The sequence below is a fragment of the Pseudomonas sp. NFPP07 genome (assembly GCF_900115645.1).
Classification (GTDB): Bacteria; Pseudomonadota; Gammaproteobacteria; order Pseudomonadales; family Pseudomonadaceae; genus Aquipseudomonas; species Aquipseudomonas chlororaphis.
Genome location: NZ_FOXG01000008.1, coordinates 33100 through 58849, shown reverse-complemented (window position 1 = coordinate 58849; position 25750 = coordinate 33100). Strand labels below are relative to the sequence as shown.

Genomic DNA, 25750 nt, shown 5'->3' with positions numbered 1-25750 from the left:
AGCCCCCGGGGTCGGCGCCATTTCCAGTGTCATGCGCGGGGAGGCCTGTCTGCCGAAGGGCGGCGCTGGCCATTGCGGCTCGGCCGCGACGGCTTGGGCTGGTCGTCCTCGTGCGCGCTTGCCGCCGGGTGGTCGCGCAGGTAGCGCCACAGCGCCCGGGCGATGGCATCGCCGTTGACCCCTTTGCCGAAGACCTGCTGGCCGATGCTCAAGCCGAGCTGGCGGTAGCTTTCGAACTGCGCCTCGTCGAAGAACTGGTCGACGGTGGGCTGGTTGGGGAAGGACGTGTTGATCAGCGCGTAGTTCTGCACGTCCGGCGATACCGAGGGGATCAGCCGGGGCTTGAGCACCAGGATGCGACTGACCAGGGTGTCCGGCGCGGTGCAGGCGTAGACGTTGAGCAGCAGCGCGCAATGCGGGTCCGCCGGTGACGGCGCGATCTTGAAGTCCTCCATGCGCCCGAACACTTTGCCCAGTACCTCGTCCCCGGTGATCGCTGCGTCTTCCCTGATCTCCAGGCCGTGGTCGATGCGCGCCAGGCGGATGAGATTGCTCAGGTCGTCGAACCGGTAGTCGGGATCGCAGCCACAGTCGCACATCACGATCAGCTCGACCTGGCGTTCCTGGCGCAGCAGTTCATAGGCCGCCGTGTTCTCGAAGTGGCCGCCGTCCGAGAGGTACTGATAGGCGCGCCGATGGCCATGGAAGTGCGCGGTCAATTCGTAGAACAGGTAGGTCTGGGTCGGCAGCCAGCGCGATAGCTTCAGGCCCAGGGATTGCCTGGGCTTTTCCGGTTTAGCGTCGATAAAGCGGCTGGGCCACCAGTTGCCCAGGCGCACGTTGGCCAGGCCCAGCAGCAGCGACATGCCCAGGCTGGTGGCGCGCCCCAGGCCGGTGGTGAAGGCCGCGCCGGAAACACCGATCCACTGGCCGATGGTCAGCGGGTAGGCGATTTCCGAAGCGGGGATATTCTCCAGGTCGCGCTGATAGAGCTTGCCGTCGAGGATGAAGGCCCCTTCGCCCTTGACGCTGCCCGGCGCCAGGCACAGCGGCTTGCCCTTGCGGTCGCGCTGCACCAGTTGCTCGGCGGGGTCGACCGTGAGGTTCATGGTCACGTTGATCAGGTGCAGCGGGCCGGCGTTCGGCGTGCCGTAGTAGTGCTCGACGCTGATGTCGTCGTTGCTCAGTGGCTCGGCCACGCTCATGTGCTTGCGCCGTTGCTCGGGCGTGCCGTCGAAGCGCTTGCCGTTGGTGGCGCCCATGTAGGCGCGGACCAGGCGCGCGCTGTAGTAGGACTGCAAGGACGAGGTATTGAGGAAACCGACGAAGCGGCTGCTGACCCAGGTCAGGGCCGCCGCCACCCCGGCCAGCAGGGCCAGCCGCAGCACATGCCCGTCTTCCTGCAGGTCGAAGCTGCCATCGGCGGTGACCCATATCACGAACAGCATCCACGCCAGGCAGACCGCCGCCAGCAACAGCACGCCGCCGATCAGGCTCATGACCTCCAGGGGCAGCAGGCGCAGCCAGCCCGGCAGGCTCTTCTCGTCCCGCAACAGCGCCACGCGGCGCACCAGCCAGATCAGCACCGGGAGAATGCCGATGGTGCCCTGGGTCAGGCTCTGCAGGTGCAGGTAGATCGCTTCGGAGAGCGACACCAGGAACGCGGCGAACAGCAGCACCCCGAGAGCCATGATGATCTGCGACAGCACCCGGGTGACCTCGACCCGGTAGTTGCGCACGGTAAAGATTCCGTCTTCGTCGTTGGCCTTGCGGGTGCGGTATTTCAGGCGCCAGATCAGCAGCCAGGCGTAGGCGATGCCCAGTAGCGCGATGGCGGCGAACCCGAGGAACAGGTAGCGTACGTTCGGCCTGTCGTCCGGCTGTTGCAGCAGCGCCCAGATACCGATGAAGACCAGCACCATCACCGTGCAAGCCACGGCCGCCAGGTTGCTCAGGGCCGGAGGATTGCTCAGGCTGTTTTTCGGCAGCACCAGCCAGTAGGCCAGGCAGCAGGGCAGCAAGCCGAGGAGGAACACCGCGCCGGGCAGCAGGAACAGATTGGGCACGCACTTCACTTGCAACAGCATCAGCAACGACAGGACCAGGACAATCGGCATGCCGATGACAAAGTGCAGCGACAGCCAGTTGCGCCAGGTGATCGCCAGGGCGTAGAGCGCGTCCCCCGAGCCGGTCGGGGTCAGGTAGCGGCCGTTCTCCCGGAGCCAGGCCGTGGGGCCCTTGCCGATGTCTTTGTCGCTGGCGTTGGCGTAGTCGGTGTGGGTACTGATACGTCCCGGCGGCTCGTAGTGCAGGACCTCATAGGCGTTGACCGCCGCGGTCCTGGCCGCTTGCTGGGCGGGCGACAGGTGCGAGGCTTCGGCGCGCTCCTGGGCCTGCTCCCGGCGCAGGCGATTGGGGATGAACAGGCTGGAGAAGAAACTGCCGATATAACCGCCGCCGCTGACCGTGCAGAGGTAGTCGAAACGCGGCAGCAGGGTGGTGGTGAGGTTGTCTTGCGGTGTCTTCGACGGTCGTGGGTTGGCCTGTTCCGGCGCATCGGCCCGGGCCATCGCCTGCAGCACCCCCAGGCAAAAGGTGGCGCTGCGGATGCCGCCCCCGGACAGCGCCAGCCCCCAGATCCTGGGAGGCTGGCCGGCCGGCGCGGGAAGGTATTTGAGACCCAATGCAGTACGGCGGTTCTCGATGCGCTTCCTTTCCCCCTCGTAGTGCTGGGTCGAGTCCATGATTGCTCCTTGCAAACTGAAGTAGTGGCATTGTGCAAATAGGATTAAAGCAGAACACTGTCAGATTTTTCCGAATACAAGGAGCAACTCGGGATGAAGTTCACGAAATATTCTTTATTTAGAAATGTAATTAAAAATCATCGGCTTAGAGAGTTAATGCGGCTGTATCAAGATCAATGAATGCCTTGACCGCGGCCTGCAACCGCCGTGTAACTTGCTTGTTACTTGAGGTCACTACTTTGCGTGGGTCGCTATTTCCCGCCCTGTAACTTCAAGGAATTCAACCGCGTATGCCTACTCTCACTCGCAGGAAGCTCATGCAGGCCGCCGCTATCGGCTCGGCCTTTACCTTACTGCCAGACTCCATCCGCCAGGCCCTGGCGATCCCCGCCAACAACCGCACCGGCACTATCCGCGACGTCGAGCACGTGGTGATCCTGATGCAGGAAAACCGCTCCTTCGACCATTACTTCGGCACCTTGCCCGGGGTCCGCGGTTTCAGCGATCGCTTCACCATCCCGCTGCCCGGCAAGCGTTCGGTGTGGGAGCAGCAGGGCATCGGGCGAGTGGTGCTGCCGTATCATCTGGACAGCTCGCGGGGCAACGCGCAGCGGGTCAACGGCACGCCGCATTCGTGGATCGACGAGCACGCGGCCTGGGGCAGCGGGCGCATGAGCGCCTGGCCGACCTTCAAGACCAACACGTCCATGGGCTACTACCGCGAGCAGGAGCTGCCGTTCCAGTTCGCCCTGGCCAACACTTTCACCCTGTGCGATGCCTACCACTGCTCGGTGCACGCCGGGACCAACCCCAACCGCCTGTTCCACTGGACCGGCACCAACGGCCCGACCGGCGCCAACGTGGCGGCGGTGGTCAACGAATGGGACGGCCCGGGCGCGGTGGACGTCGGCTACACCTGGAAAACCTACCCCGAGCGCCTGGAAGAGCGGGGCGTCAGCTGGAAGATCTACCAGTACCTGCCGGACAACTTCGGCGACAACCCGCTGGCCGGTTTCCGCCAGTACCGCCGCGCCAGCGTGGCGGCCGGCAACCCGGCGCAGCCGCCGGAAGGCTTCACCGCCTTCGTGCCGTACAGCGATGCGCTGAATGCCCGGGTGCCGCTGTACAAGGGCAATGGCAACACCTTGCCGGCGCGCAGCGGCAGCGACCTGGAAGGCATGATCGCCGGGTTTCGCAACGATGTGCAGCAGGGCAAGCTGCCCAAGGTCAGCTGGATCGTCGCCCCGGCCACCTATTCCGAGCACCCGGGGCCGTCCAGCCCGGTACAGGGTGGCTGGTTCACCCAGGAAATCCTCAAGGCGCTGACCGACAATCCCGAGGTCTGGAGCAAGACCGTGCTGCTGGTCAACTACGACGAGAACGACGGTTTCTTCGACCACCTGCCGTCGCCCTCGGCACCTTCACGGCGTCTGGACGGCAGCTTCGCCGGCAAGTCCACGGTGGATTTCGACAGCGAGGTGTTCACCCACCCGGCGCCACCGGGGACCACCCAGCAACCGCGTCCGGACGGCGGCATCTACGGCCCCGGCCCGCGGGTGCCGATGCTGGTGCTGTCGCCCTGGAGCCGCGGCGGCTGGGTCAACTCCCAGGCGTTCGACCACACCTCGGTCCTGCAATTTCTCGAGAAGCGCTTCGGCGTGCGCGAGCCGAACATCAGCGCCTGGCGCCGCGCGGTGTGCGGCGACCTGACTTCGGCCTTCAACTTCGTCAATCCCAACAGCGAAATCCTCCCGCCGCTGCACACCACCACCCGCCAGGCCGCGGACCTGTTGCGCCAGCGCCAGGAACAACTGGCCCAGGTGCCGCTGCCGGACCCCAGCCGCCAGCAACTGCCGCAGCAGCAGCGCGTGGCCCGGCCATCGCGAGCCTTGCCGTATCGGCTGAATGTCGAGGCCAAGGCCAAGCGCAAGGCGTTGAGCCTGACCCTGAGCCTGCAGAACAGCGGCGAGCAGGGCGCGGTGTTCCATGTCTACGATCGCCTGCACCTGCTGGACATTCCCCGTCGCTATACGGTGGAGGCGGGCAAGCAGCTCAAGGACAGCTGGCAGACCGCGGGCCGCTACAAGCTGTGGCTGCTGGGGCCTAACGGCTTTCACCGCAGCTTCCACGGCAACCTGCTGGAGCGTCAGCCCGAGGTGTCGATGTTCAGCCGCGGCAACAACCTGCAGCTGACCCTGAGCAACCCGGGCAAGGAGCCGGTGTCGATCACCATCGAGCGTTGCCCCTACACCCATCAGGGGCCATGGCGTTTCGACGTGCCCGGGCGCAGCGAGGTCCACCAGATGTTCGCCTGCCAGGCCAGCGGCGGCTGGTACGACCTGACCCTGCGCGGCGAGGGCGGCTGGCTGCGGCGCCTGGCCGGGCGCCTGGAAACCGGTGCGCACAGCATCAGCGACCCGTTGATGGGCGTGTAAACCGCGCAATCGTGCCCGGCCCGCAAGGGGCCGGGCGCTGTTTCAACAGCCGACCGGGTGCTTCACCTGGATCTCTTCAGTCCCTGGGACCCTGGTTCCAGGGCACCCGCCGATGTTCCCCAGCAGACGAAAACCAGAACCCAATCACACGAAAGGACTTGGTTTGCCTAATGAATATTAATTAGAATCAGTCTCATTTGAATAATCCTTCGCGCAGGGCTCTTGACATGATTGAAGCAGCGACGCCACCGGAGCAAAGCCTACATGCCCTGTACCGCGATCATCGCAGCTGGCTCGAGAGCTGGTTGCGCCAGCGCATGGGCAACGCCTGGGATGCGGCGGACCTGAGCCAGGACACCTTCCTGCGCGTGCTCACCAGCTCCCAGCAGCTGGTCGACCTGCGCGAACCACGGGCCTATCTGGTGACCGTGGGCAAGCGCCTGCTGAGCAACTTCTATACCCGGCGCAAACTGGAACAGGCTTACCTGGACGCGCTGGCCAGCCTGCCCGAAGACAGCGTGCCGTCCCCGGAACAGCGCTGGGTGCTGCTGGAAACCCTGCAAGCCCTCGACGAATTGCTCGACGGCCTGCCGCCCCTGGTGCGCCGGGCGTTTCTCTGGAGCCAGCTGGAAGGGCTGGGCTACCGCGAGATCGCCGAACGCCTCGACGTCTCGGAACGCACCGTCAAGCGCTACATGGCCCAGGCCTACGAACACTGCCTGCTGGTGGAACTGTGATGCGCTCGGCGCCGTCCAGCGAAACCCGCGAGGTGGCCCGCGCCGCAGCCCAGTGGCTGGCGCTGCTGGAGTCCGGCGCGGCCAACGCCGACGATCACGCGCGCCTGCAGCACTGGCGCAACAGCAACAGCCGTCACGAAAGCGCCTGGCAGAAGGCGCAGCTGCTGCGCCAGCGTTTCTCCGCGCTGCCGTCGGCCCTGGCGATGGCTACCCTGGACCGGCGTCCCGAGCCGTCGCGGCGAGCGGTCCTCAAGCGTGCCCTCGGCGTCGCCGCGCTGGTGCCGACCGCCTGGCTGCTGGGGCGCCAGCTGCCCCTGGACGTATGGCGCGCCGACCTGCAGACCGGCACTGGCGAACATCGCAAATTATCCCTGGCCGATGGCAGCGCCTTGCAGTTGAACACCGCCAGCGCGGTCAACGTCGACCTGGGCGCCCGGCAGGTGACCCTGGTGCGCGGCGAGATGGCGCTCAAGGTCACCGGCAGCGCGCCGCTGACCATCCAGGCGCCATATGGCCGCATCGTCGTCAGCCGCAGCGAAGTCTGCGTGCGCCTCAACGAACACGATTGCCGGGTGTCGGTGGTCAGCGGCTCGGTGCAGCTGCAACCCTTGTTCGGCCCGCAACTGCTGTTGCGCGAAGGCCAGCGGGTGCGGCTGCGGGTGGACGGCGCCGGGCAGATCGATGCCTTCGACGCGCAGTTGCCGGGCTGGCGCGACGGCGTGCTGATGGCGCAGAACCAGCCCCTGGGGGATTTCCTGCGCGAGCTCGGCCGTTATCGTCCGGGCCTGCTGCGCTGGGATCCGGAACTGGAAGCCCTGCGCGTCACCGGCAGCTTCCGTCTCGACAACACCGACCGCGTGCTGTCGCTGCTGGCCGCCAGCCTGCCGCTGGAGGTGCATTCGCGCACCCGTTATTGGGTCACCCTGACTTCGGCAAAAGAACCCCCGCAAAAAAATATTGGCTGAAGCCTGTCCCTTTTTTTCGCCTCGCCGGTCATTCCAGGTAAGTGAACAAAAAACGAGAGCTTCCTCCCATGCCCGTAGTATTGCCATACCGTTTGCGTCCGGTTTCCCCCGGACTGTTGCAGTTGGGCCTCATCCTGACACTCAGTTCCAGCCCGTTATTCATCCAGGCCAGCCTGGCCGACGACGCCGCGCGGCGCAGCTATCAGGTGCCGGCCGGCCCGCTGAGTGCCGCGCTGACCCGTTTCGCCGGCCTCGCCGGGGTCAACCTGTCGGTGGACCCACAGCTGGTCAGCGGCCGCAACAGCGGCGGCCTGTCCGGCGAGTACGGGGTGGAGGAGGGCTTTGCCCGCTTGCTGCAAGGCTCTGGCCTGCAACTGCAACCGGTGGGCGACCAGGCGTACATCCTGACCCCGGCGCCGCAAGGCAGCAGCCTGCAACTGGCGCCGACTTCGATTCTCGGCGCCAGCGGCGCGACCGACAGCGACGTCTTCGCCGGTGGCCAGGTGGCGCGGCGTGGCTCGCAAGGCCTGCTGGGCTCGAAGGACTTCATGGAAACGCCGTTCAGCATGACCACCTACACCAGCGAAGTGGTGAAGAACCAGCAGGCGCGGACCCTCGGCGACCTGATCGCCAGCGACCCCTCGGTGCGCGCCACCAACCCGGCGGGCGGCCGCTACGAGCAGTTCACCATCCGCGGCTTCAGCCTGTTCAACAGCGATGTCGCCTACAACGGCCTGTACGGTGTGCTGCCGACCTACACCATCGACATGGAAATGGCCGACCGGGTGGACATCCTCAAGGGCCCGACCCAGTTGATCAACGGCATCTCGCCGCGGGGCAGCGTCGGCGGCGGGATCAACGTGGTGCCCAAGCGCGCCACCGACAAGCCCATCACCGAATTCACCGGCAGCTACGCCTCGGACAGCCAAGTGGGCGGCGCGGTGGACATCGGCCGGCGCTTCGGCGAGGACAACAAGTTCGGCGTGCGCCTGAACGCGGTCAAGCAGTCCGGCGATACCAAGTGGGATCACCAGAGTGTCGACCGCGAGATGGCGGTGCTGGGCCTGGACTTCCGTGGCGAACGCCTGCGGCTGTCGACCGACATCGGCCACACCGAGCGCGATACCGACGCACCCCAGGAGCGGGTGCAGATAGGCGCCAACGCCAAGGTGCCGGACGCCGACGATGTGCGGCACAACTATGCGCAGTCCTGGAGCAAGGCACGGACCAAGGACACCTTCGGTACGGTCAACGCCGAATACGACGTCAATGACTCGATCATGCTGTACGGCGGCGTCGGCGCGCGCAAAAGCAACCACGACTTCCTCCGGCATGCCGTGTCGATCACCAACGACGCCGGCGACTTCAGCGTGCAGCCGCGCGACTTCACCCGCGACGAAAACGTGCGCACCACCACGGCGGGCGTGCGCAGCTGGTTCCACACCGGCCCGGTGAGCCATGAGGTCAACCTGGCGGCCAGCTACTTCTACATGGATTTCGAAAACGGCGGCGCGCGCTATGCCGCGTCCCCCAGCAACCTCTATAACCCACGGCCGACGCCGACCCCGTCGCGACCGACGCGTTTCGACCCCAAGGTCTACACCGAGAACCGCTTCAGCGGCGTGGCGCTGTCCGACACCCTGGGCTTCTTCGATGACCGCCTGCTGCTGACCCTCGGCGCACGCTGGCAGCGGGTCAAGGTCGACGACTGGAGCGACGGTATTAAGGGCGACACCGCCTACGACGAGGAAAAGGTCTCGCCTTCGGGCGGCCTGCTGTTCAAGGCCACCGACCAGTTGTCGCTGTACGTCAACTACATGGAAGGCCTGAGCCAGGGCAAGATCGCGCCGTCGACCTCGATCAACGAAGACGAAATCTTCCCGCCGTTCATCAGCCGCCAGGTCGAGGCCGGCGCCAAGTATGACGCCGGGGCCTTTGCCCTGACCGCCGCGGTGTTCCGCATCAAGCAGCCGGCCTACGAGACCAACGCCACCACCCGGGTTTTCGGCCCGAACGGCAAGCGCCAGAACGACGGTGTCGAGCTCAGCGTGTTCGGTGAACCGCTCAAGGGCTTCCGCCTGCTGGGCGGGGTGATGTACATCGACAGCGAACTGAAGGACACCACCAACGGCACCTTCGACGGCAACCGCGCGCCGGCCACGCCGAAGTACAACGTCAACCTGGGGGCCGAATGGGACGTGCCGAAGGTCCAGGGCCTGACCCTGACCGCACGCGGCATCTATTCCAGCTCGCAGTACCTGGACCAGGCCAACAGCAAGGAAATCGATTCCTGGGAGCGTTTCGACCTGGGCGCGCGCTACGCCTTCAAGCTCGACGACAAGGACATCACCTTGCGCGCCAATGTCGAGAACGTGCTGGACAAGCGTTACTGGAGTTCGGCCGGGGCCTCGGACGACAGCGAGCCGGGCTTGACCCTGGCGACTCCTCGGACCCTGTTGCTCTCGGCCACCGTGGGTTTCTAAGAAGCGAAGCGGACCAGCGTCACAGGGAAGGGCGCACCGCCGTGTTGGTCATGACCGGTTCCTTTGGTCGAGGAAGAAAGTATGTCCGTTATCAGTTGATCAACTTGCTCGCCTCTTGAATGAGGTGTTGGCCATTTAATGGCAACTAATGAAGTTGTCGGAAAGATGGCAATAACATGGCAGTTTCATACGTCATAAATGACGTTTTACCAAGTTTATCAACTTGGTTTTTGGCGTGGGCGCGATAATTAACTTATATCCGCAAGTACCATGCGATTATTCCAAATAAGTTTGAATAAGTAGTTGCGCGCTTTTATTAATGATAATAATTTGCATGTCGAATTTAACGAGGGTGAACAGATGTTGAATGATGGCATATTGCGCACTAGTCCTCTGCAAAAAACCAATGCCGATTATCTGGCCCGGCAAGGCAAGTTCGAATCCAATGTGCGCAGTTATCCGCGCAAGTTGCCGCTGGCCATCGCCAAGGCGCATGGGGTCTGGGTCACCGACGTCGAAGGCAAGACCTACCTGGACTGCCTGGCCGGCGCCGGCACCCTGGCCCTGGGGCACAACCACCCGGCGATCATGGCCAGTCTCGACAGTTTCCTGGCCTCGGGCCTGCCCATGCACACCCTGGACCTGACCACCGTGGTCAAGGACGCCTTCAGTGAAACCCTGCTCGGCCTGCTGCCGGGCCAGGGCCGCGACTACTGCCTGCAATTCTGCGGGCCGTCCGGGGCGGACGCGGTGGAAGCGGCGCTGAAGCTGGCCAAGACCCATACCGGGCGGCACAACGTCATCAGTTTCTCCGGGGCCTACCACGGCATGACCCACGGCGCCCTGGCGCTGACCGGCAATACCGCGCCCAAGCACGCCATCGCCGGCCTGATGCCGGGCGTGCAGTTCATGCCGTACCCCCACGAATACCGCTGCCCGCTGGGGATCGGCGGTGAGGCCGGGGTCGAGGCGCTGACCCATTATTTCACCCAGTTCATCGAAGACGTGGAAAGCGGCGTGTCGCTGCCGGCGGCTGTGATTCTCGAGGCGGTGCAGGGCGAGGGCGGGGTCAACTGCGCGCCGGCCAGCTGGCTGCGGGCGATCCGCGAAGTGACCCGCCAGCACGGCATCGTGCTGATCCTCGACGAAGTGCAGGCCGGTTTTGCCCGCACCGGCAAGATGTTCGCCTTCGAGCACGCCGGCATCGAGCCGGACATGATCGTCATGTCCAAGGCGGTGGGCGGCGGCCTGCCGATGGCGGTGCTGGGCATCAAGCGCGAGTTCGATGCCTGGGAGCCGGGCAACCACGCCGGCACCTTCCGCGGCAACCAGATGGCCATGGCCGCGGGCCTGGCGACCCTGCAAGTGTTGCGCGACCAGGGCATCGCGGCCCAGGCCGAGCGCCGCGGGCAGTGGCTCAAGGAGCAACTGACGGCCTTGCAGCAGACCTATCCGGCCCTGGGCCAGGTGCGCGGGCGCGGCCTGATGCTGGGCATCGAGATCGTCGACGAGCGCCAGCCGGCCGACCGCCACGGGCATTTCCCCTCGGACCCGGGCCTGGCCGTGGCCATCCAGCAGCACTGCTTCAAACAGGGCCTGCTGCTGGAGCGCGGCGGACGCCGCGGCAATGTGATCCGCCTGTTGCCGCCGCTGGTCATCGACGACGAACAGTGCCAGCAAGTTATCCAGCGGTTTACCCGCGCAATGGCGGACGCTTTATTGCAGGTACGTGCCTGAAGTGCTGTTTTGAAATGAACCCTGTTCGATGAAAGTGTGTCGTTTTTCACACTTTGAAGTCTTGGTTGAATAACTGTCGGGTGACAGGTTTTTCTTGTTCAAGGTTGCAGGAAATTGCGAGCGGACGAGTTCGTTCGACGGGTATCTGTCGGCTTTCGGTACGGCCGAAGAGCAACTAACTATTTGCCGCGACAGTACGCAGCCAGTGACCGCACGGGCTACTGTGGAGCATGTATGAATTATTCGGAACGCGATGTTTTATCAAAGCATGTTTTATCGAAGATGGTCAGTGAGCTGGCGACCACTCGCGCCTTGCTCAATTGCCTGATCAAAGAGTTCGCCTTGCCGGAAAACTGCCTCAGTTACAGCTGGCCGACACAGATGCAGGGTATCGCGCCCGGCAGTTACCTGGACGGCCTGGAATGGAAGGGCATTCCGCTGACCATCGACCTGCCCAACCGGCAGCAGTTCTTCGTCATGGTCGACCGCCGTGACCATCTGGGCAGCCACCGTTACCTGTCGGACGTGTATGCCCGGCGCGAAGCAGGCGAGACCTGGCGCTGCCTGGCCTTTGCCGAGTTCGTCGAGCAGTTGCTCGGCGCCTGCGAGCACATGACCCGGGCCAGCAACGACGAGCTGCTGGACCAGGTGCTGCAAAGCCAGTCGCTGACCGCCGCCATCGTTGCCCACAACATGGACGGCCAGGGCCCGGCGCCGCTGAGCGGCTACCTGGCCAGCGAGCAGGGCCTGTGGTTCGGCCACCCCAACCATCCGGCGCCCAAGGCGCGGCTGTGGCCGGCACACCTGGCCCAGGAAACCTACGCCCCGGAATTCCAGGCCGAGACCGCGTTGCACCTGTTCGAAGTGCCGCGCCAGGGCCTGCGGGTGACCGCCAGCGGCCTCAGCGAGGAGCAGGTGATGGCCGGTTTCGCCGACCAGGGCCGGGCGCGCCCGGGGCACGCGATGATCTGCATGCACCCGGTGCAGGCCGAGCTGTTCATGCAGGACCGCCGCGTGCAGCGCCTGCTGGAGCTGGGCGAGGTGATCGACCATGGGGCCACCGGGCCGGTGGCCAGCCCGACGGCCTCGATGCGCACCTGGTACATCGAGGACCACGACTTTTTCATCAAGGGCTCGCTGAACGTGCGCATCACCAATTGCGTGCGCAAGAACGCCTGGTACGAGCTGGAAAGCACGCTGATCATCGACCAGCTGTTCCAGCGCCTGCAGCTGACCCAGGCCGAGACCCTCGGCGGGCTGTCGGCGGTGGCCGAGCCGGGCTCCATGAGCTGGGCCCCGGCCCAGGCCAGCGAGGCCGATGCCCACTGGTTCCGCGAGCAGACCGGAGCGATCCTGCGGGAGAACTTCTGCCGCCGCGCCGGCGCCGAGCGCAGCGTGATGGCCGGCACCCTGTTCGCCCGCGACATCCATTCGCGGCCGCTGGTGCATGACTTCCTGCAAGGTTTCAACGCCAGTGAACTGGCGGACGAGCAGCTGGTGGACTGGTTCGACCAGTATCAGGCGCTGCTGCTGCGGCCGGTGCTGGCGCTGTTCTTCAACCATGGCGTGGTGATGGAGCCGCACCTGCAGAACAGCGTGCTGATCCACGACCAGGGCCAGCCGCAACAGCTGCTGCTGCGGGACTTCGAGGGGGTCAAGCTTACCGATGAGCTGGGCATGGCGCAGATCGAGGTCGGCCTGCACCCGCGGGTGCGCCAGTCGCTGCTGTATTCCCGCGAGCAGGGCTGGAGCCGCATCACCTATTGCCTGCTGATCAACAACCTGTCGGAAGCGGTGCTGGCCCTGAGCTGGGAACGCCCGCACCTGGCGCCGCTGATGTGGCAACGGGTCGAGCAACAGTTGCGGCGCATCCGTGACGAGCTGGTACGCCCGGCGCCGGAACTGGACGCGCTGATCGCCGGCCAGCCGATTGCCTGCAAGACCAACCTCAAGGTGCGCCTGGCCGCCAAGGCCGACCGCCAGGCCGGCTACGTCAGCCTGAGTTCGCCGTGGAGCGAGGAGGCCCGTTATGGTTGAGTTGTCCCAGGCGGTCCTGCGCGCCATCGAGCTGGCCCGGGCCGGCAGTGCCGACCCGCTGGCGGCCTTTATCTACGACCTGGACGCCTTGCAGGCCCATGTGCGGCAGGTGATGGCGGCGTTGCCGGCCGGGGTCGAGCTGTATTACGCGATCAAGGCCAACAGCGAGGCGCCGGTATTGGCGGCGCTGGCCCCGCTGGTCAGTGGTTTCGAGATTTCCTCGGGTGGCGAGATCGAGCGGGTGGTGGCCTGTCCGACCCGCAAGCCCTATGTGTTTTCCGGCCCGGGCAAGCTCGATTCCGACCTGCGCGCGGCCCTGGCCCATCAGGTGGAAGCGGTGCACCTGGAAAGCCTCAACGAGATCGAGCGCCTGCAACGCCTGGCCGAAGAAGCCGGGCGAGTACAGCCGGTATTCATCCGCATCAACCCGCAGTTGCCGCAGAACCAGTCGAGCCGGCTGGCCATGGCCGGCACCGCCACGCCGTTCGGCATCGACGAGGCGGAGCTGGCCGAGGCGGTGCAAAGGGTCGACCGCGCCAGCCACCTGCGCCTCAAGGGTTTCCATGTGCACGCCATGTCCCACCAGCAGTCGGTGGAGCGCCATGAGCAGTTGCTGGATTTCTATCTGCAACGCTGGCCGCTGTGGAAGGCCCTGGCGGCGCACCCCGAGCAACTGACCCACCTGAATGTCGGCGGCGGCATCGGCGTCGATTACCTCAGTGGCCAGCAGTTCGACTGGCAGCGCCTGTGTCGCTACCTGGAACGCCGGCTGGCGGAGCAGGGCGCTCAGGCACCGATTCTGCGCTTCGAGCCGGGGCGCTTTATCAGCGCCTTCTGCGGTTACTACGTGATCGAAGTGTTGGACACCAAGACCAGCCACGGCGAGCACTTCCTGGTGTGTCGCGGCGGCACCCATCAGTTCCGCCTGCCTGCGGCGCAGAGCCACGACCACCCGCTGATTCACCTGCCGCGCGTGCCGCAACCGGCGCACAGCGCGGAGCAGGCCTGGACCGTGGTCGGCCAGCTGTGCACGCCCAAGGATGTGCTGAGCCGGGCCCAGCCGCTCAAGGGTGTCAGCGTCGGTGACCTGCTGGTGCTGCCGATGGCCGGGGCCTATGGCTACAACATTTCCCACGCCGATTTCCTCTGTCATCCACGGCCGGCGCAGCACTTCCTGCGCCAGGGTGAATTGCTCGAAGGAGCCGGTCTGTGAGTTTCAAGGCACCGCGCGCTTGGGTGGTGGTCAACGTGCTGCTTGGCACTATGACCGTCAGCCTCAACAACAGCTCACTGAACCCGGCGTTGCCGGCGTTCATGCAGGCGTTCGCCATCGGCCCGCTGATGGCTACCTGGATAGTCGCGGCGTTCATGACCAGCATGGGCATGACCATGCCGCTGACCAGCTTCCTCAGCCAGCGCCTGGGCCGCCGGCGCCTGTACCTGTGGGGCGTGGCGCTGTTTATCGGCGGTTCGCTGCTCGGAGCCCTGGCCGATTCCATCGCCCTGGTGATCGCCGCGCGGGTGGTGCAGGGGATCGCCAGCGGGCTGATGATCCCGCTGTCCCTGGCGATCATCTTTTCGGTGTACGCCAAGGACGAGCGCGGCCGGGTCACCGGCCTGTGGGGCGCGGCGGTGATGCTGGCGCCGGCGGTGGGCCCGCTGTGCGGCAGCCTGCTGCTGGAGTGGTTCAGCTGGCGCTCGCTGTTTTTGATGAATGTGCCGATCGGCGTCGTCGCGCTGCTGATGGGCCTTGCGGTCTTGCCGGCTGCCGAGCCGGCCGAGCGCAAGCCATTCGACCTGGCCGGCTACCTGCTGATCGCCTCGGGCATCGGCCTGCTGATGATCGCCATCAGCCGCCTGCACCACGCCGCCGCGCTGGCCAATCCGCTGAATCTGGGCCTGCTGCTGGTGGCGCTGCTGTGCCTGGCGGCCTTTGTCCGCCTGGAGCTGCGCCGCGAGGCGCCGCTGCTCAACCTGCGGATCTTCGCCCTGCGCGGTTATCGCCTGAGCGTGATCATCGCCGTGGTGCAATCGGTGGGCATGTTCGAGTGCCTGGTGCTGCTGCCGCTGCTGGTGCAGACGGTGCTCGGCTACAGCGCCATCTGGACCGGCCTGGCGCTGCTCTGCACGGCGGTGTTCGCCAGCCTGTTCGGGCGCATGGGCGGCACTGCCCTGGACCGCCACGGGCCGCGCCGGGTGGTGTCCATCGGCCTGCTACTGACCGGGCTGTCGACCCTGGCCCTGGGCCTGCTCCCGGCCAATGCGGCGATCGGCCTGGTGTTCGTGCTGATGATGCTGCGCGGCGCCGGCCTGGGCCTGTCGTACATGCCGGTGACCACCGCCGGGCTGAATGCCTTGCCCGAGCCGATGGTCACCCAGGGCGCGGCGATGAACAACATCTCGCGGCGCCTGGTGTCGTCCCTGGGCATTGTCATCGCCTCGCTGTGGCTGGAGTTCCGCCTGGTCGATGGCGGCGTGCAGGCCCAGGCGGGCATGTCGTCCGCCATCAGCGAGGTGTTCGTGGTCACCGGCCTGCTGATCCTGCTGGCGTTGCCCTGCGCCTGGCGTTTTCCCCTTTCCGACGAGACCGCCGAGGCTGTGCCCGGCGCCCTCGAACACCGTTAACCCTTCTTTGCACAAGGTATGAACATGGCGACTGCAATCTCGACAACCTCAAGCCAGCCCTCCGGCCCCGGTGCCTGGCTGGCCACGGTGGATGCGCGTATCGGCGAAAAAGTCCAGCAGCGGGTGGTCGGCCAGCTGTTGCAGACCCTGCTGTATGAAGGCGTGCTGCCGTTCGACAGCCAGCCGCTGACCGGCGCCTCGCACGGCCATGACAGCGGCCAGCGCCGTTTCGTGGTGCGCGGCATCGACGGCCAGCAGCAGCGGGTGGAATACCACTGCAACGGCCTGCTCAGCGCCAGCTTCGATTTGATCCGCCTCGATTCCGCCAGCCTGGAACGCCTCGACAGCCGCGGCCGGCGCAGCGTGCCGGACCTGCACCAGGCCCTGGCCGAGCTGCTCGGCGACTATCAGGACAGCCCACACCTGGGGCGTTTCATCCAGGAGCTGGAGCAGACCCAGCTCAAGGATCTGCAAGCGCGCAGCCAGGGCTACCAGGCCGAAAAACCGGCCCACGAGCTGGACGTGGACGCCCTGGAGCAGCACTTCATGGACGCCCACAGCTACCACCCGTGCTACAAGTCGCGCATCGGCTTTTCCCTGGCGGACAACCAGGCCTACGGCCCGGAGTTCGCCACGCCGATCGCCGTGGTGTGGCTGGCGGTCGCGCGCGATCGGGCCTCGCTCAACCATTCGCAGAAACTCGACTTCCCGGCCTTTATCCGCCAGGAACTGGGCGCCGAGCGCTGGCGGCAGGTCGAGCAGCAACTGGCCAGCCAGGGCAGGGCGCTGGACGATTACCAACTGCTGCCGGTGCACCCGTGGCAGTGGGAAAACCTGATTGTCTCGACCTTCTACCCGGAGCTGCTCAGCGGCGAGCTGATCTACCTCGGCACCTCGATTGATGAGTACAAGGCCCAGCAGTCGATCCGCACCCTGGCCAACGCCACGGCCAAGCAGCGGCCCTACGTCAAGCTGGCCATGAGCATGACCAACACCTCCAGCACGCGCATCCTGGCTCGGCACACGGTGCTGAACGGGCCGATCATCACCGACTGGCTGCAACAGCTGATCGCCAGCGACAGCACCGCGCGCCAGCTGGATTTCGTGATCCTCGGCGAGGTGGCCGGGGTCAGCTTCGACTACCAGCACCTGCCTGAATCCCGCAGTCCCCAGGCCTACGGCACCCTGGGGGCGATCTGGCGCGAAAGCCTCCATCAGTACCTCAAGGCGGACGAGCAGGCGGTGCCGTTCAATGGCCTGAGCCATGTGGAGAACCGCTACGGCACAGGGCCGCAGCAGCCGTTCATCGACGCCTGGATCCGCCAGTACGGCCTGCAGGCCTGGACCCGCCAACTGTTGCAGGTGACGGTGCCGCCGATCATCCACATGCTCTACGCCGAAGGCATCGGCATGGAATCCCACGGCCAGAACATCGTGCTGATCGTCAAGCAGGGCTGGCCGCAGCGCATCGCCCTCAAGGACTTCCACGACGGCGTGCGCTACTCGCCGGCGCACCTGGCGCGTCCCGAACTGTGCCCGGAGCTGGTGCCGCTGCCGGCCAGCCACGCCAAGCTCAATCGCAACTCCTTCATCCTCACCGACGATGTCAACGCGGTACGGGATTTCTCCTGCGACTGCTTCTTCTTTATCTGCCTGGCGGAAATGGCGATCTTCCTACGCCAGCACTACCAGCTCGACGAAGGCCAGTTCTGGCAAATGACCGCCGAGGTAATCCTCGACTATCAGGACGCCCATCCGCAGCACCGCGACCGTTTCGGCCTGTTCGACGTGTTCGCGCCGAGCTACGAGGTCGAAGAGCTGACCAAGCGCCGCCTGCTGGGCGACGGCGAGCGGCGCTTCAAGTCGGTGCCCAACCCACTTCATGCCTACAGGCCGCAAGCATGCTGAGAAGCAACCAGCTGAAACGCAAACTGGCGGCCGGGCAGGCGGTGTACGGGCTGATCAGTTCGATCCCGGCGCCGGCGGCCATCGAGCTGATCGCCGAGGCCGGGTTCGACTTCGTGATCATCGACATGGAGCACGTGCTGATCAATCCGGAAACCGTCGAGCACATGATCCGCACCGCCGAGGCCTACGAGCTGACGCCGCTGGTGCGGGTCGCCGACCTCAACCCCAAGACAATGCTGCGCCTGCTCGACGGCGGCGCCCAGGGCATCGTGCTGCCGATGATCGAGTCCGCCGAGCAGTTGCAGGCGGCGATTGCCGCCTGCAAATACCACCCGCTGGGCCAGCGCAGCCTCAACGCCGGGCGCCCCGGCAGTTTCGGCAAGCACAGCCTGGCGCAGTACGTGGGGCAGGCTAACGAGCAGATCATGCTGGTGGCGATGATCGAAAGCGCCGCCGGCGTGCGCAACGCCGCGCAGATCGCCGCGGTGCCGGGCCTGGACATGATCCTCGAAGGCGCGGCCGATCTCTCGCAATCCCTCGGCATGCCCTGGCAGATCGACCAGCCGGCGGTCCAGCAGGCGCTGCTCGACAGCTGGCAGGCGGCGGACCATGCCGGCGTGCCGTATTGCGCCATTCCCCGGCAGGCCGGCGACCTGGGACGCTGGCGCGAGCGTGGGGTCCGGGCCTTTGTCCTCGGCGACGAACGCGGCATTGCCTTTCGTGCTCTCCAGGCCAGGTTGGCCACCCTTTCTCTAGAAGGAAAATAATCCGATGAACTTCACAACCATGGCCGCTGAAGTGGTGATGCAGGACCTGATCGATTGCCTGCTGGCCGAAGACTTTTTTGGCCGCGAACCCTTGCCGCTGCTGACCGCCAGCCAATGGCGCCAGGCCCATCCAGAAGCCCCACCCCTTGAAGGCGCGGATGCCCGGCAGCGGATCTGGGAATGGTGCTGCGACGCCCAGGAACAGCGCTTTATCAGCATCGCCCTGCGCCCGGGCATCACCCAGCAGTGGGAAAAGGTCCCGGGCACGCAGGTTCTGGCCCGCCAGGAGCAGCGCTGGACGACCTTGGGCCCGGTGGACTTCATGCGCCGGGTGTTCACTGGCATGGGCCCGCGTTTCCAGGACAACGAGAAGGGCCTGACGCTGTTTCTCGAAGTGCTGCATATCAGCGTCTGGCAGACCGCCTTGTCCCTGGAGCACCGGGTCGACCACCAGGGCCTGATGGCCCAGGACGGCGCCACCTTTTTCCGCACCATGGAGCAGTGGGCTTCGCTGCGCGATCGTCCGTACCACCCGCTGGCCAAGGCCAAGCAGGGCTTGCTGCAGGCCGAATACCAGCAGTACCAGGCCGAGTTCGCCCGGCCGGTGGCGCTGAACTGGGTGGCGGTGCGCAAGGACCTGCTGCAAGGCGGCGCGGGCGTGGCGGACCTGGAACAGGTCTACCCGGCGCGCTACCTGTTGCCGGAAACCTTGCAGGAACGCCTGGCCGGGGAGCTGCGCGAGCGCGGTATCGGTGACAGCCACGTAGCCTTGCCGGTGCACCCGTGGCAGTTCGAGCATGTGTTGCCGGCGCAACTGGGCGATGCCTTCGCCCGTGGCGATTGCCAGCGCCTGGACTTCAGTGAGGCAACGGTATTCGCTACTTCGTCGCTGCGCTCGATGACCCCGTGTTTCGCCAGCGCCGACTACCTCAAGCTGCCGATGGCCATCTATTCCCTGGGCGCCTCGCGCTACCTGCCGGCGGTGAAGATGATCAACGGCGGCCTCAGCGAGGCGCTGCTGCATCAGGTGCGGCGCCTCGACCCAGTGCTGGAGCAGAGCCTGCACCTGTGCGACGAGAGCAAGTGGTGGGCCTTCATGCCGCCCCAGGCGACCCTGTTCGACGAGGCGCCGCGGCACCTGTCGGCGATGGTCCGCGGTTACCCGCAAGCCTTGCTCGACGACCCGGACTGCCGCCTGCTGCCGATGGCCGCCCTGGGCACGCCATTGCCCGGCAGCAACCGGCACTTCTTCGATGAGTGGATGCAGTACCGCGAACTGCCGGTGACCCAGGCTTCGGTGCTGACCCTGTTCGGCGAGCTGTGCCAGCGCTTCTTCGACGTCAACCTGCGGATGTTCCGCCTCGGCATGCTCGGCGAGGTGCACGGGCAGAACGCGGTGCTGGTGTGGAAGGCCGGCCAGGCCCAGGGCCTGCTGCTGCGCGACCACGATTCGCTGCGCATCTTCGTGCCGTGGCTGGAACGCAACGGCATGGCCGACCCGGAATACCGGATCAAGAAGGGCCACGCCAACACCCTGTACCACCAGCGTCCCGAGGACCTGCTGTTCTGGCTGCAGACCCTGGCGATCCAGGTCAACGTGCGGGCGATCATCGACACCCTGGCCCAGGTCTACGCCGTGCCGGCCACCGAACTGTGGAGCACCTTGCGCCAGGTACTGGACGGGCTGTTGCAGAGCATCGAGTTCGACGACGAGGCCCGGGCGATGATCAAGCACCAGCTGTTCGAAGCGCCGCGCTGGCCGCAGAAGCTGCTGCTGACGCCAATGATCGAACGCGCCGGTGGCCCGGGCAGCATGCCGTTCGGCAAGGGCGAAGTGGTCAACCCGTTCCAGCGGCTGGCTCCCGATGCCTGACCCGCTGATCCATCCTTGCAGGCGCACGCTGTTGCGCCTGTCCCTGGGGTTGCTGGCCTTGCCACGGATCGCCCGCGCCGAACCGCTGCGCCTGGTCACCCTGTTCCAGGGCGCCACCGACAGCGCCGTGGCGCTGGGCATGACGCCCTGCGGCATCGTCGACTCCTGGAGCGAGAAACCCATGTACCGCTACCTGCGCCCGGCCGTGCAGGGGGTGCCCCATGTCGGCCTGGAAACCCAGCCGAGCCTGGAGGACATCGCCCTGTTGCGTCCGGACTTGATCGTCGCCTCGCGGTTTCGCCACCAGCGTATCGCGCCCCTGCTGGAGCAGATGGGCCGGGTGGTGATGCTCGACGAGGTGTTCGAGTTCAAGCGCACCCTGGCGCTGATGGGCGCGGCGCTCGGCCGGCAACCCCAGGCCATGGGGCTGCTGGCCCAGTGGGAGCAACGCCTGGGCCAGCTGCGCGCGCAATTGCAGGCGCGCTTCGCCGGGCGCTGGCCGCTGACCGTCGCGGTGCTGGATATTCGCGAGGACCATATTCGCAGCTACCTGCCGGACAGCTTCGCCGGCTCGGTGCTCAGCGAACTGGGGTTCGCCTGGACGCCAGCCGCCCGCGAGGCCCGGGGGGTATCCCTGAAACTCACCAGTAAAGAGAGCCTGCCGGTGGTCAACGCCGATCTGTTTTTCGTCTTCCAGCGCACCGACAGCCCGGCTGCGCAACGCAATTACCAGAACCTGGTCCGGCACCCGCTGTGGCAGCAGTTGCGGGCCCCGCGCGCCGGCCTGGTGTGGCGCGTCGACAGCGTGGCCTGGAGCCTGTCGGGGGGCATCCTGGGCGCCAACCTGATGCTCGATGAAATCGCCCGGGCGGCGGCGACATGAGCCCGGCCCTGAAACTCTCGGCCCTGGGGGGGCTGCTGTTGCTGTGCATGCTGTTGAGCCTGTCGACCGGGGCCAGCTGGATCGCCCCGCAGCAGATCGTCGGCACCCTGGTGCACCCCGATACCCTGGACCCGACCCACAGCCTGGTGGTGTCCACGCGACTGTCACGGACCCTGATGGCGGTGGCCGTCGGTGCCAGCCTGGCGGTGGCGGGGGCGCTGATGCAGGCGCTGACCCGCAACCCGCTGGCATCGCCGGGGCTGTTCGGGGTGAATGCCGGGGCGACTTTCGCCATCATCCTCGGCTCGTCGCTGCTGGCGTTGCACGATCCGCAGCAGTGGCTGTGGTGCGCCTTTATCGGCGCCGCGCTGGCCGGCAGCCTGGTGTGGCTGATCGGCAACCGCGGGCAGGGCAGCCTCAACCCGCTGCGCATCGTGCTCGCCGGCGCTGCGATGACCGCGTTGTTTTCCGCCTTCAGCCAGGCGCTGCTGGTGGTCAACCAGGAAGGCCTGGACACCGTGCTGTTCTGGCTCGCCGGGTCGTTGTCCGAGCGCGACCTGGCGCTGGCCGCGCCCTTGCTGGTCGGCGTGCTCCTGGCCTTGCTCGGGGCCTTGCTGCTGGCCGGGCAGGTCAATGTGCTCAATGCCGGCGATGCGATCGCCATCGGCCTGGGCCAGCGCACCGGGCTGATCCGCCTGCTGATGAGCGTGCTGATCGTCAGCCTGGCCGGCTGCGCGGTGGCGCTGGCGGGCAGTATCGGTTTCATCGGCCTGCTGGTGCCGCACATGGTGCGCAAGGGCCTGTCCATCGACCATCGCTGGCTGTTGCCCGGTTGCGCCCTGGCCGGGGCCAGCCTGTTGCTGCTGGCCGACACCCTGGCGCGGGTGGTGATCCTGCCGCAGGAGGTGCCGGTGGGGGTGATGACCGCGTTGTTCGGCGCGCCGTTCTTTATTTTCCTGGCCCGTCGTGGAGGCCGTTATGAATAACACCCTGACCCTGCGCACCGCCGGCTTCTCGCGGCGTATCGACCTGGCGACCCTGTGGCGGCTGTTGCTGGCGCTGCTGGCGACGGCGCTGGTGATGCTCGGCGCCTTGTCCCTGGGCAAGCTCAATCTGTCGCCGCTGACCGTGCTGGAGCTGCTGTGGCACGGCGGCGACGAGCGCCTGCTGTTCATCGTCGAGCAACTGCGCCTGCCGCGCCTGCTGCTGGCGGCCCTGGTCGGCGCGGCGCTGGCGGTGTCCGGCCTGATTTTGCAGAGCATCATCCGCAACCCGCTGGCGTCCCCCGATCTGCTGGGCATCACCAGCGGCGCCAGTGCCGCGGCGGTGCTGTACCTGTCGTTCTTTTCGTTGCTGCTGGGCCCGCAGTTTTTGCCATTGGCGGCGATGCTCGGCGCCGGGCTGGCGGCCCTGGCCATTTACCTGCTGGCCTGGAAGCAGGGCACTTCGCCGCTGCGCCTGGTACTGATTGGCGTCGGCGTGTCGGCGCTGCTGGCGGCGGTGACCACCTTTGTCCTGGTGTTCAGCCCGCTGACCACCACCTTGTCGGCCTATGTCTGGCTCACCGGCAGCGTCTATGGCGCCAGCTGGCCGGAGCCGCGGGCCCTGGCCGGCTGGTTGCTGGCGATCCTGCCGTTGCTGGTGTGGCTGGCCCGCCAGGTGCGGGTGCAACAATTGGACGATGCCTTGGCCCAGGGCATCGGCGTGCGGGTACAGTGGCTGCGCGCCGGCCTGCTGCTGGTCAGCGTGGCCCTGGCCGGAGCGGCGGTGGCCTGGGGCGGGGCGATTGCCTTTGTCGGCCTGATCGCGCCGCACATCGCCAAGCGCCTGGTGGCCCCGGGGTTTGCCGGGCAGGCGGTGATGGCGGCGTTGGTCGGCGCCAACCTGGTGATGCTCGCCGACCTGATCGGGCGCACCCTGTTCCTGCCGCTGGATCTGCCGGCGGGGATCTTTGTTGCGGTGCTGGGCACGCCGTTCTTTCTTTATCTTTTGATCAACCAGCGGCACTAAGGAATTCCCGATGTCCTCGATGGCAACCCAGCAACTGACCCTGGGCTATCAGCGCCAGGTGATTATCGACGGGCTGGACCTGCAACTGCCGGCGGGCCAGGTGTCGGTGCTGATCGGCAGCAACGGCTGCGGCAAGAGCACCCTGCTCAAATCCCTGGCGCGGCTGCTCAAGCCGCAGCAGGGTTCGGTGATCCTCAATGGCGAGGATATCCAGCGCAAATCCACCGCGGCGGTGGCGCGCGAACTGGCGATCCTGCCGCAGATGCCCAGCGCCCCCGAAGGCATCACCGTGCGCCAGCTGGTGGCGCTGGGGCGTTATCCCTACCAGAACTGGATGCAGCAATGGTCGGCCCAGGACGAAGCCATGGTCGAGCGCGCCCTGTTGCAGACCGGCGTGCAGGCGCTGGCGGAGCGGCCGGTGGACGCCTTGTCCGGCGGCCAGCGCCAGCGCGTGTGGATCGCCATGACCCTGGCCCAGGACACCGAGATCGTGCTGCTCGACGAGCCCACCACCTTTCTCGATCTGGCGCACCAGATCGAAGTGCTGGACCTGCTGCGCGAACTCAATTGCCAGGAAAACAAGACCATCGTCATGGTCCTGCACGACCTCAACCTGGCCTGCCGCTACGCCGACCATATGGTGGCGGTGCACCAGCGCACCGCGTTCGCCCAGGGCCGGCCCGCGGATATCCTGACCGAGGAGCTGGTCAAGCAGGTGTTCGACCTCAATTGCCGGATCATCCCCGATCCGTTTTTCGGCACGCCGCTGTGCATTCCCTTTGGCCGGGAACTGCCGCGATGAACCTGCAAGCCGCCTTCAACCCGCAAGACTGGAGCGTGCTATCCGGGCCGCTGCGGCTGAAACCCATGGTGCAACGCGACCGCCAGCGCTCCCTGAGTGCCCGGGCCTTGCTCGACGATGAAACCTGCATCGCGCTGCTCGACCAGCTGGGGCCGGTGATTGGTTCGCCGACCCGGGCGATCACCGCCTCGCTGCTGGCCAAGCGTTTTTCCTTCCTCGCCACCGGCGCCTGCCTGTACGCCATGTCGGTGTGCGATCAGGGCCTGCTGCTGTCCCTGGACGATTGCGTGATCGAGTACGGCCATGACGACGGGCTCTGGACGTCGTCGATGCCGCTGGCGGACCGGCCGCCCCAGGCCTATGCCGCGGGTGAGCGCGACGCCTGGCGCACGGCGATTGTCGAGGCGCTGTTCGCCGGGCTGCTGGCGCCGCTGTGGCAGACCTTCAACCGGGTCAGCGGCATCTCCCGGCGCATCCTCTGGGAAAACACCGCGGTGCGGGTCTACTCGCTGTACGAAAAACGCATGGGCAAGGTCGAGGACCCGCTGATCCGCCTGCGTCATGAGGCGGACTTCGACTGGCTGCTGCAAGAGGCCGCGCCAGCGCTGTTCGGCCTGGACTACAACCCGCTGCGGCACTTCCGCCGGCCGCCGACGCAACTGGAGGAGGGCAAGAGCATCCGCTTTCGCCGCACCTGCTGCTTCTATTACGAAGCCACCGAGCCCGCCGAATACTGCTCGACCTGCCCGCTGCTGCGCCCGAGGAAATGCCGATGATCGCTCCGCGCCAACAACCCACCAGCGCTGCTTTGCTCGAGCATTACCGCGGCATCGCGGCCTCGACCATTGGCCACTTTGGCGACGAGGGTTACCTGCGCGGCATCCGCCCGCTGTTCGACGGGCTGCGCATGCTTGGCAATGTGGTGACGGTCAAGGTCTTCGCCCCGGATGGCGCCATCCTGCGCGACGCGCTGCTGCTCAGCGAACCGGGGGACGTGCTGGTGATCCAGTGCGTGGGCGATGAAGCGTGCGCCTGCTGGGGCGAACTGCGGACCCTGGCCGGGTTGATCAAGGGCCTTTCCGGGGTGGTGGTGGAGGGCGCGGTCACCGATGTCGCCGCCTTGCGCGAGCATCGCCTGCCGGTGTTCAGCCGTGGCGTCAGCGCCTACACCACCCGCGGCATCGGCGAGCAAGGGGAGGTTAACTTGCCCATCGATGTGGCCGGGGTGCGGGTCAACCCGGGGGATATCGCCATCGGCGACGACGACGGCGTGTTCATCCTCGACCGGCAACGGGCCGAGGCGCTGTTGCCGCAGCTGCTGGCCAAGGAAGAGCAGGACCGCGAGCGGCGCGCGGCGTTCTTGCAGCGCCTGGCCGCTATCCGCTGACGCGTCGGCGAACCGGCCGGGTTTGCACTTTTATAAGGCTCGCGGCTCCGGCCTTGCACCAGGCTAAGGCGATTCCTGGCCCGGGGTAGGCTATCCGGGAGCCTTGCAGAATGACCGCGCAAGCCCGCCAGCAGGGCCTTTCAAGGCGTGCGGCGCAGCCTGGCACAAAGGCTGCAAGACAGCCGCTAACGCCCCACCGCGCATGTCGCGGGCGGGCCGCCCCCTCGGTCAACGCGGATCGATCGGCCAACCGGCCATGGGCACTCGGTGAGTCAGGCACAGCAGCCCGATCGCACACCGCAAATAACAGGCAAAGGCGCCTGGAACCGTGAGGTTTCAGGCGTTTTTTTTTGCTTT

The 25750-nt window shown here is 66.2% G+C and carries 18 protein-coding genes; 17 read left to right on the top strand and 1 reads right to left on the bottom strand.

The genetic code is table 11. The annotated features are described in order from the left end of the window. Positions 1-29: 29 nt before the first annotated feature. Positions 30-2744, bottom strand: coding sequence for a hypothetical protein (locus BM019_RS20875; RefSeq protein ID WP_092419822.1), 2715 nt, complete (start codon positions 2742-2744; stop codon positions 30-32). Positions 2745-3034: 290 nt separating this feature from the next. Between BM019_RS20875 and BM019_RS20870 the strand changes: the two genes are divergently transcribed. The 17 genes from BM019_RS20870 to BM019_RS20790 all read left to right on the top strand — a co-directional run bounded on the left by BM019_RS20870 (position 3035) and on the right by BM019_RS20790 (position 25393). After that, complete coding sequence (locus BM019_RS20870) at positions 3035-5179, top strand: phosphocholine-specific phospholipase C (RefSeq protein ID WP_009043997.1); 2145 nt, start codon at positions 3035-3037, stop codon at positions 5177-5179. Between the two features lie 227 nt (positions 5180-5406). Further along, positions 5407-5916 carry a sigma-70 family RNA polymerase sigma factor gene (locus BM019_RS20865; RefSeq protein WP_007925423.1) on the top strand — a complete coding sequence of 170 codons (510 nt, stop codon included), beginning with the start codon at positions 5407-5409 and terminating at the stop codon, positions 5914-5916. Further along, complete coding sequence (locus BM019_RS20860; RefSeq protein ID WP_009043996.1) at positions 5916-6881, top strand: FecR domain-containing protein; 966 nt, start codon at positions 5916-5918, stop codon at positions 6879-6881. Before BM019_RS20865 ends, BM019_RS20860 begins: the two co-directional genes overlap by 1 nt. A gap of 68 nt (positions 6882-6949) precedes the next feature. Next, entirely contained in the window at positions 6950-9364 is a 2415-nt protein-coding gene (locus BM019_RS20855) for a TonB-dependent receptor (RefSeq protein ID WP_092419819.1), read from the top strand. 360 nt (positions 9365-9724) lie between these two features. Beyond that, positions 9725-11101: a diaminobutyrate--2-oxoglutarate transaminase gene (locus BM019_RS20850; RefSeq protein WP_092420455.1), complete on the top strand. Its 1377-nt coding sequence runs from the start codon at positions 9725-9727 to the stop codon at positions 11099-11101. Between the two features lie 234 nt (positions 11102-11335). Next, on the top strand, positions 11336-13138 hold the full coding sequence (locus BM019_RS20845; RefSeq protein ID WP_092419816.1) for an IucA/IucC family protein: 1803 nt from the start codon (positions 11336-11338) through the stop codon (positions 13136-13138). Then, positions 13131-14351, top strand: coding sequence for a type III PLP-dependent enzyme (locus BM019_RS20840; protein WP_092419813.1), 1221 nt, complete (start codon positions 13131-13133; stop codon positions 14349-14351). The genes BM019_RS20845 and BM019_RS20840 overlap by 8 nt, the downstream gene beginning before the upstream one ends. After that, a complete protein-coding gene (locus tag BM019_RS20835; RefSeq protein ID WP_092419810.1) occupies positions 14348-15763 on the top strand; it encodes a DHA2 family efflux MFS transporter permease subunit in 1416 nt (471 codons plus the stop codon). Before BM019_RS20840 ends, BM019_RS20835 begins: the two co-directional genes overlap by 4 nt. Positions 15764-15781: 18 nt before the next feature. Then, positions 15782-17671, top strand: a complete 1890-nt coding sequence (locus BM019_RS20830) for an IucA/IucC family protein (RefSeq protein WP_175510698.1) — start codon at positions 15782-15784, stop codon at positions 17669-17671. Continuing rightward, on the top strand, positions 17665-18438 hold the full coding sequence (locus BM019_RS20825; protein WP_092419804.1) for an HpcH/HpaI aldolase family protein: 774 nt from the start codon (positions 17665-17667) through the stop codon (positions 18436-18438). The genes BM019_RS20830 and BM019_RS20825 overlap by 7 nt, the downstream gene beginning before the upstream one ends. 4 nt (positions 18439-18442) lie before the next feature. After that, positions 18443-20311 carry an IucA/IucC family protein gene (locus tag BM019_RS20820; protein WP_092419801.1) on the top strand — a complete coding sequence of 623 codons (1869 nt, stop codon included), beginning with the start codon at positions 18443-18445 and terminating at the stop codon, positions 20309-20311. Beyond that, positions 20304-21194 carry an ABC transporter substrate-binding protein gene (locus tag BM019_RS20815; protein WP_092419798.1) on the top strand — a complete coding sequence of 297 codons (891 nt, stop codon included), beginning with the start codon at positions 20304-20306 and terminating at the stop codon, positions 21192-21194. Before BM019_RS20820 ends, BM019_RS20815 begins: the two co-directional genes overlap by 8 nt. Next, positions 21191-22180: a FecCD family ABC transporter permease gene (locus BM019_RS20810; protein ID WP_092419795.1), complete on the top strand. Its 990-nt coding sequence runs from the start codon at positions 21191-21193 to the stop codon at positions 22178-22180. The genes BM019_RS20815 and BM019_RS20810 overlap by 4 nt, the downstream gene beginning before the upstream one ends. Continuing rightward, entirely contained in the window at positions 22173-23204 is a 1032-nt protein-coding gene (locus BM019_RS20805; RefSeq protein WP_092419792.1) for a FecCD family ABC transporter permease, read from the top strand. The genes BM019_RS20810 and BM019_RS20805 overlap by 8 nt, the downstream gene beginning before the upstream one ends. A 10-nt stretch (positions 23205-23214) precedes the next feature. Next, positions 23215-24006, top strand: coding sequence for an ABC transporter ATP-binding protein (locus BM019_RS20800; protein ID WP_092419789.1), 792 nt, complete (start codon positions 23215-23217; stop codon positions 24004-24006). Then, positions 24003-24782, top strand: a complete 780-nt coding sequence (locus tag BM019_RS20795; protein WP_092419786.1) for an IucA/IucC family C-terminal-domain containing protein — start codon at positions 24003-24005, stop codon at positions 24780-24782. Before BM019_RS20800 ends, BM019_RS20795 begins: the two co-directional genes overlap by 4 nt. After that, the gene (locus tag BM019_RS20790) at positions 24773-25393 is read left to right on the top strand and encodes an RraA family protein (RefSeq protein ID WP_175510696.1); all 621 of its coding nucleotides are present in this window, start codon (positions 24773-24775) and stop codon (positions 25391-25393) included. Before BM019_RS20795 ends, BM019_RS20790 begins: the two co-directional genes overlap by 10 nt. Positions 25394-25750 lie beyond the last annotated feature (357 nt).

Bases quoted from the DNA above. Each gene is read 5' to 3' on its own strand.
- BM019_RS20820 (WP_092419801.1), top strand. From the start codon at position 18,443: ATGAACTTCACAACCATGGCCGCTGAAGTGGTGATGCAGGACCTGATC.
- BM019_RS20825 (WP_092419804.1), top strand. From the start codon at position 17,665: ATGCTGAGAAGCAACCAGCTGAAACGCAAACTGGCGGCCGGGCAGGCG.
- BM019_RS20830 (WP_175510698.1), top strand. From the start codon at position 15,782: ATGAACATGGCGACTGCAATCTCGACAACCTCAAGCCAGCCCTCCGGC.
- BM019_RS20865 (WP_007925423.1), top strand. From the start codon at position 5,407: ATGATTGAAGCAGCGACGCCACCGGAGCAAAGCCTACATGCCCTGTAC.
- BM019_RS20790 (WP_175510696.1), top strand. From the start codon at position 24,773: ATGCCGATGATCGCTCCGCGCCAACAACCCACCAGCGCTGCTTTGCTC.
- BM019_RS20800 (WP_092419789.1), top strand. From the start codon at position 23,215: ATGTCCTCGATGGCAACCCAGCAACTGACCCTGGGCTATCAGCGCCAG.
- BM019_RS20875 (WP_092419822.1), bottom strand. From the start codon at position 2,744: ATGGACTCGACCCAGCACTACGAGGGGGAAAGGAAGCGCATCGAGAAC.
- BM019_RS20815 (WP_092419798.1), top strand. From the start codon at position 20,304: ATGCCTGACCCGCTGATCCATCCTTGCAGGCGCACGCTGTTGCGCCTG.
- BM019_RS20850 (WP_092420455.1), top strand. From the start codon at position 9,725: ATGTTGAATGATGGCATATTGCGCACTAGTCCTCTGCAAAAAACCAAT.
- BM019_RS20860 (WP_009043996.1), top strand. From the start codon at position 5,916: ATGCGCTCGGCGCCGTCCAGCGAAACCCGCGAGGTGGCCCGCGCCGCA.
- BM019_RS20795 (WP_092419786.1), top strand. From the start codon at position 24,003: ATGAACCTGCAAGCCGCCTTCAACCCGCAAGACTGGAGCGTGCTATCC.
- BM019_RS20855 (WP_092419819.1), top strand. From the start codon at position 6,950: ATGCCCGTAGTATTGCCATACCGTTTGCGTCCGGTTTCCCCCGGACTG.
- BM019_RS20810 (WP_092419795.1), top strand. From the start codon at position 21,191: ATGAGCCCGGCCCTGAAACTCTCGGCCCTGGGGGGGCTGCTGTTGCTG.
- BM019_RS20840 (WP_092419813.1), top strand. From the start codon at position 13,131: ATGGTTGAGTTGTCCCAGGCGGTCCTGCGCGCCATCGAGCTGGCCCGG.
- BM019_RS20870 (WP_009043997.1), top strand. From the start codon at position 3,035: ATGCCTACTCTCACTCGCAGGAAGCTCATGCAGGCCGCCGCTATCGGC.
- BM019_RS20845 (WP_092419816.1), top strand. From the start codon at position 11,336: ATGAATTATTCGGAACGCGATGTTTTATCAAAGCATGTTTTATCGAAG.
- BM019_RS20805 (WP_092419792.1), top strand. From the start codon at position 22,173: ATGAATAACACCCTGACCCTGCGCACCGCCGGCTTCTCGCGGCGTATC.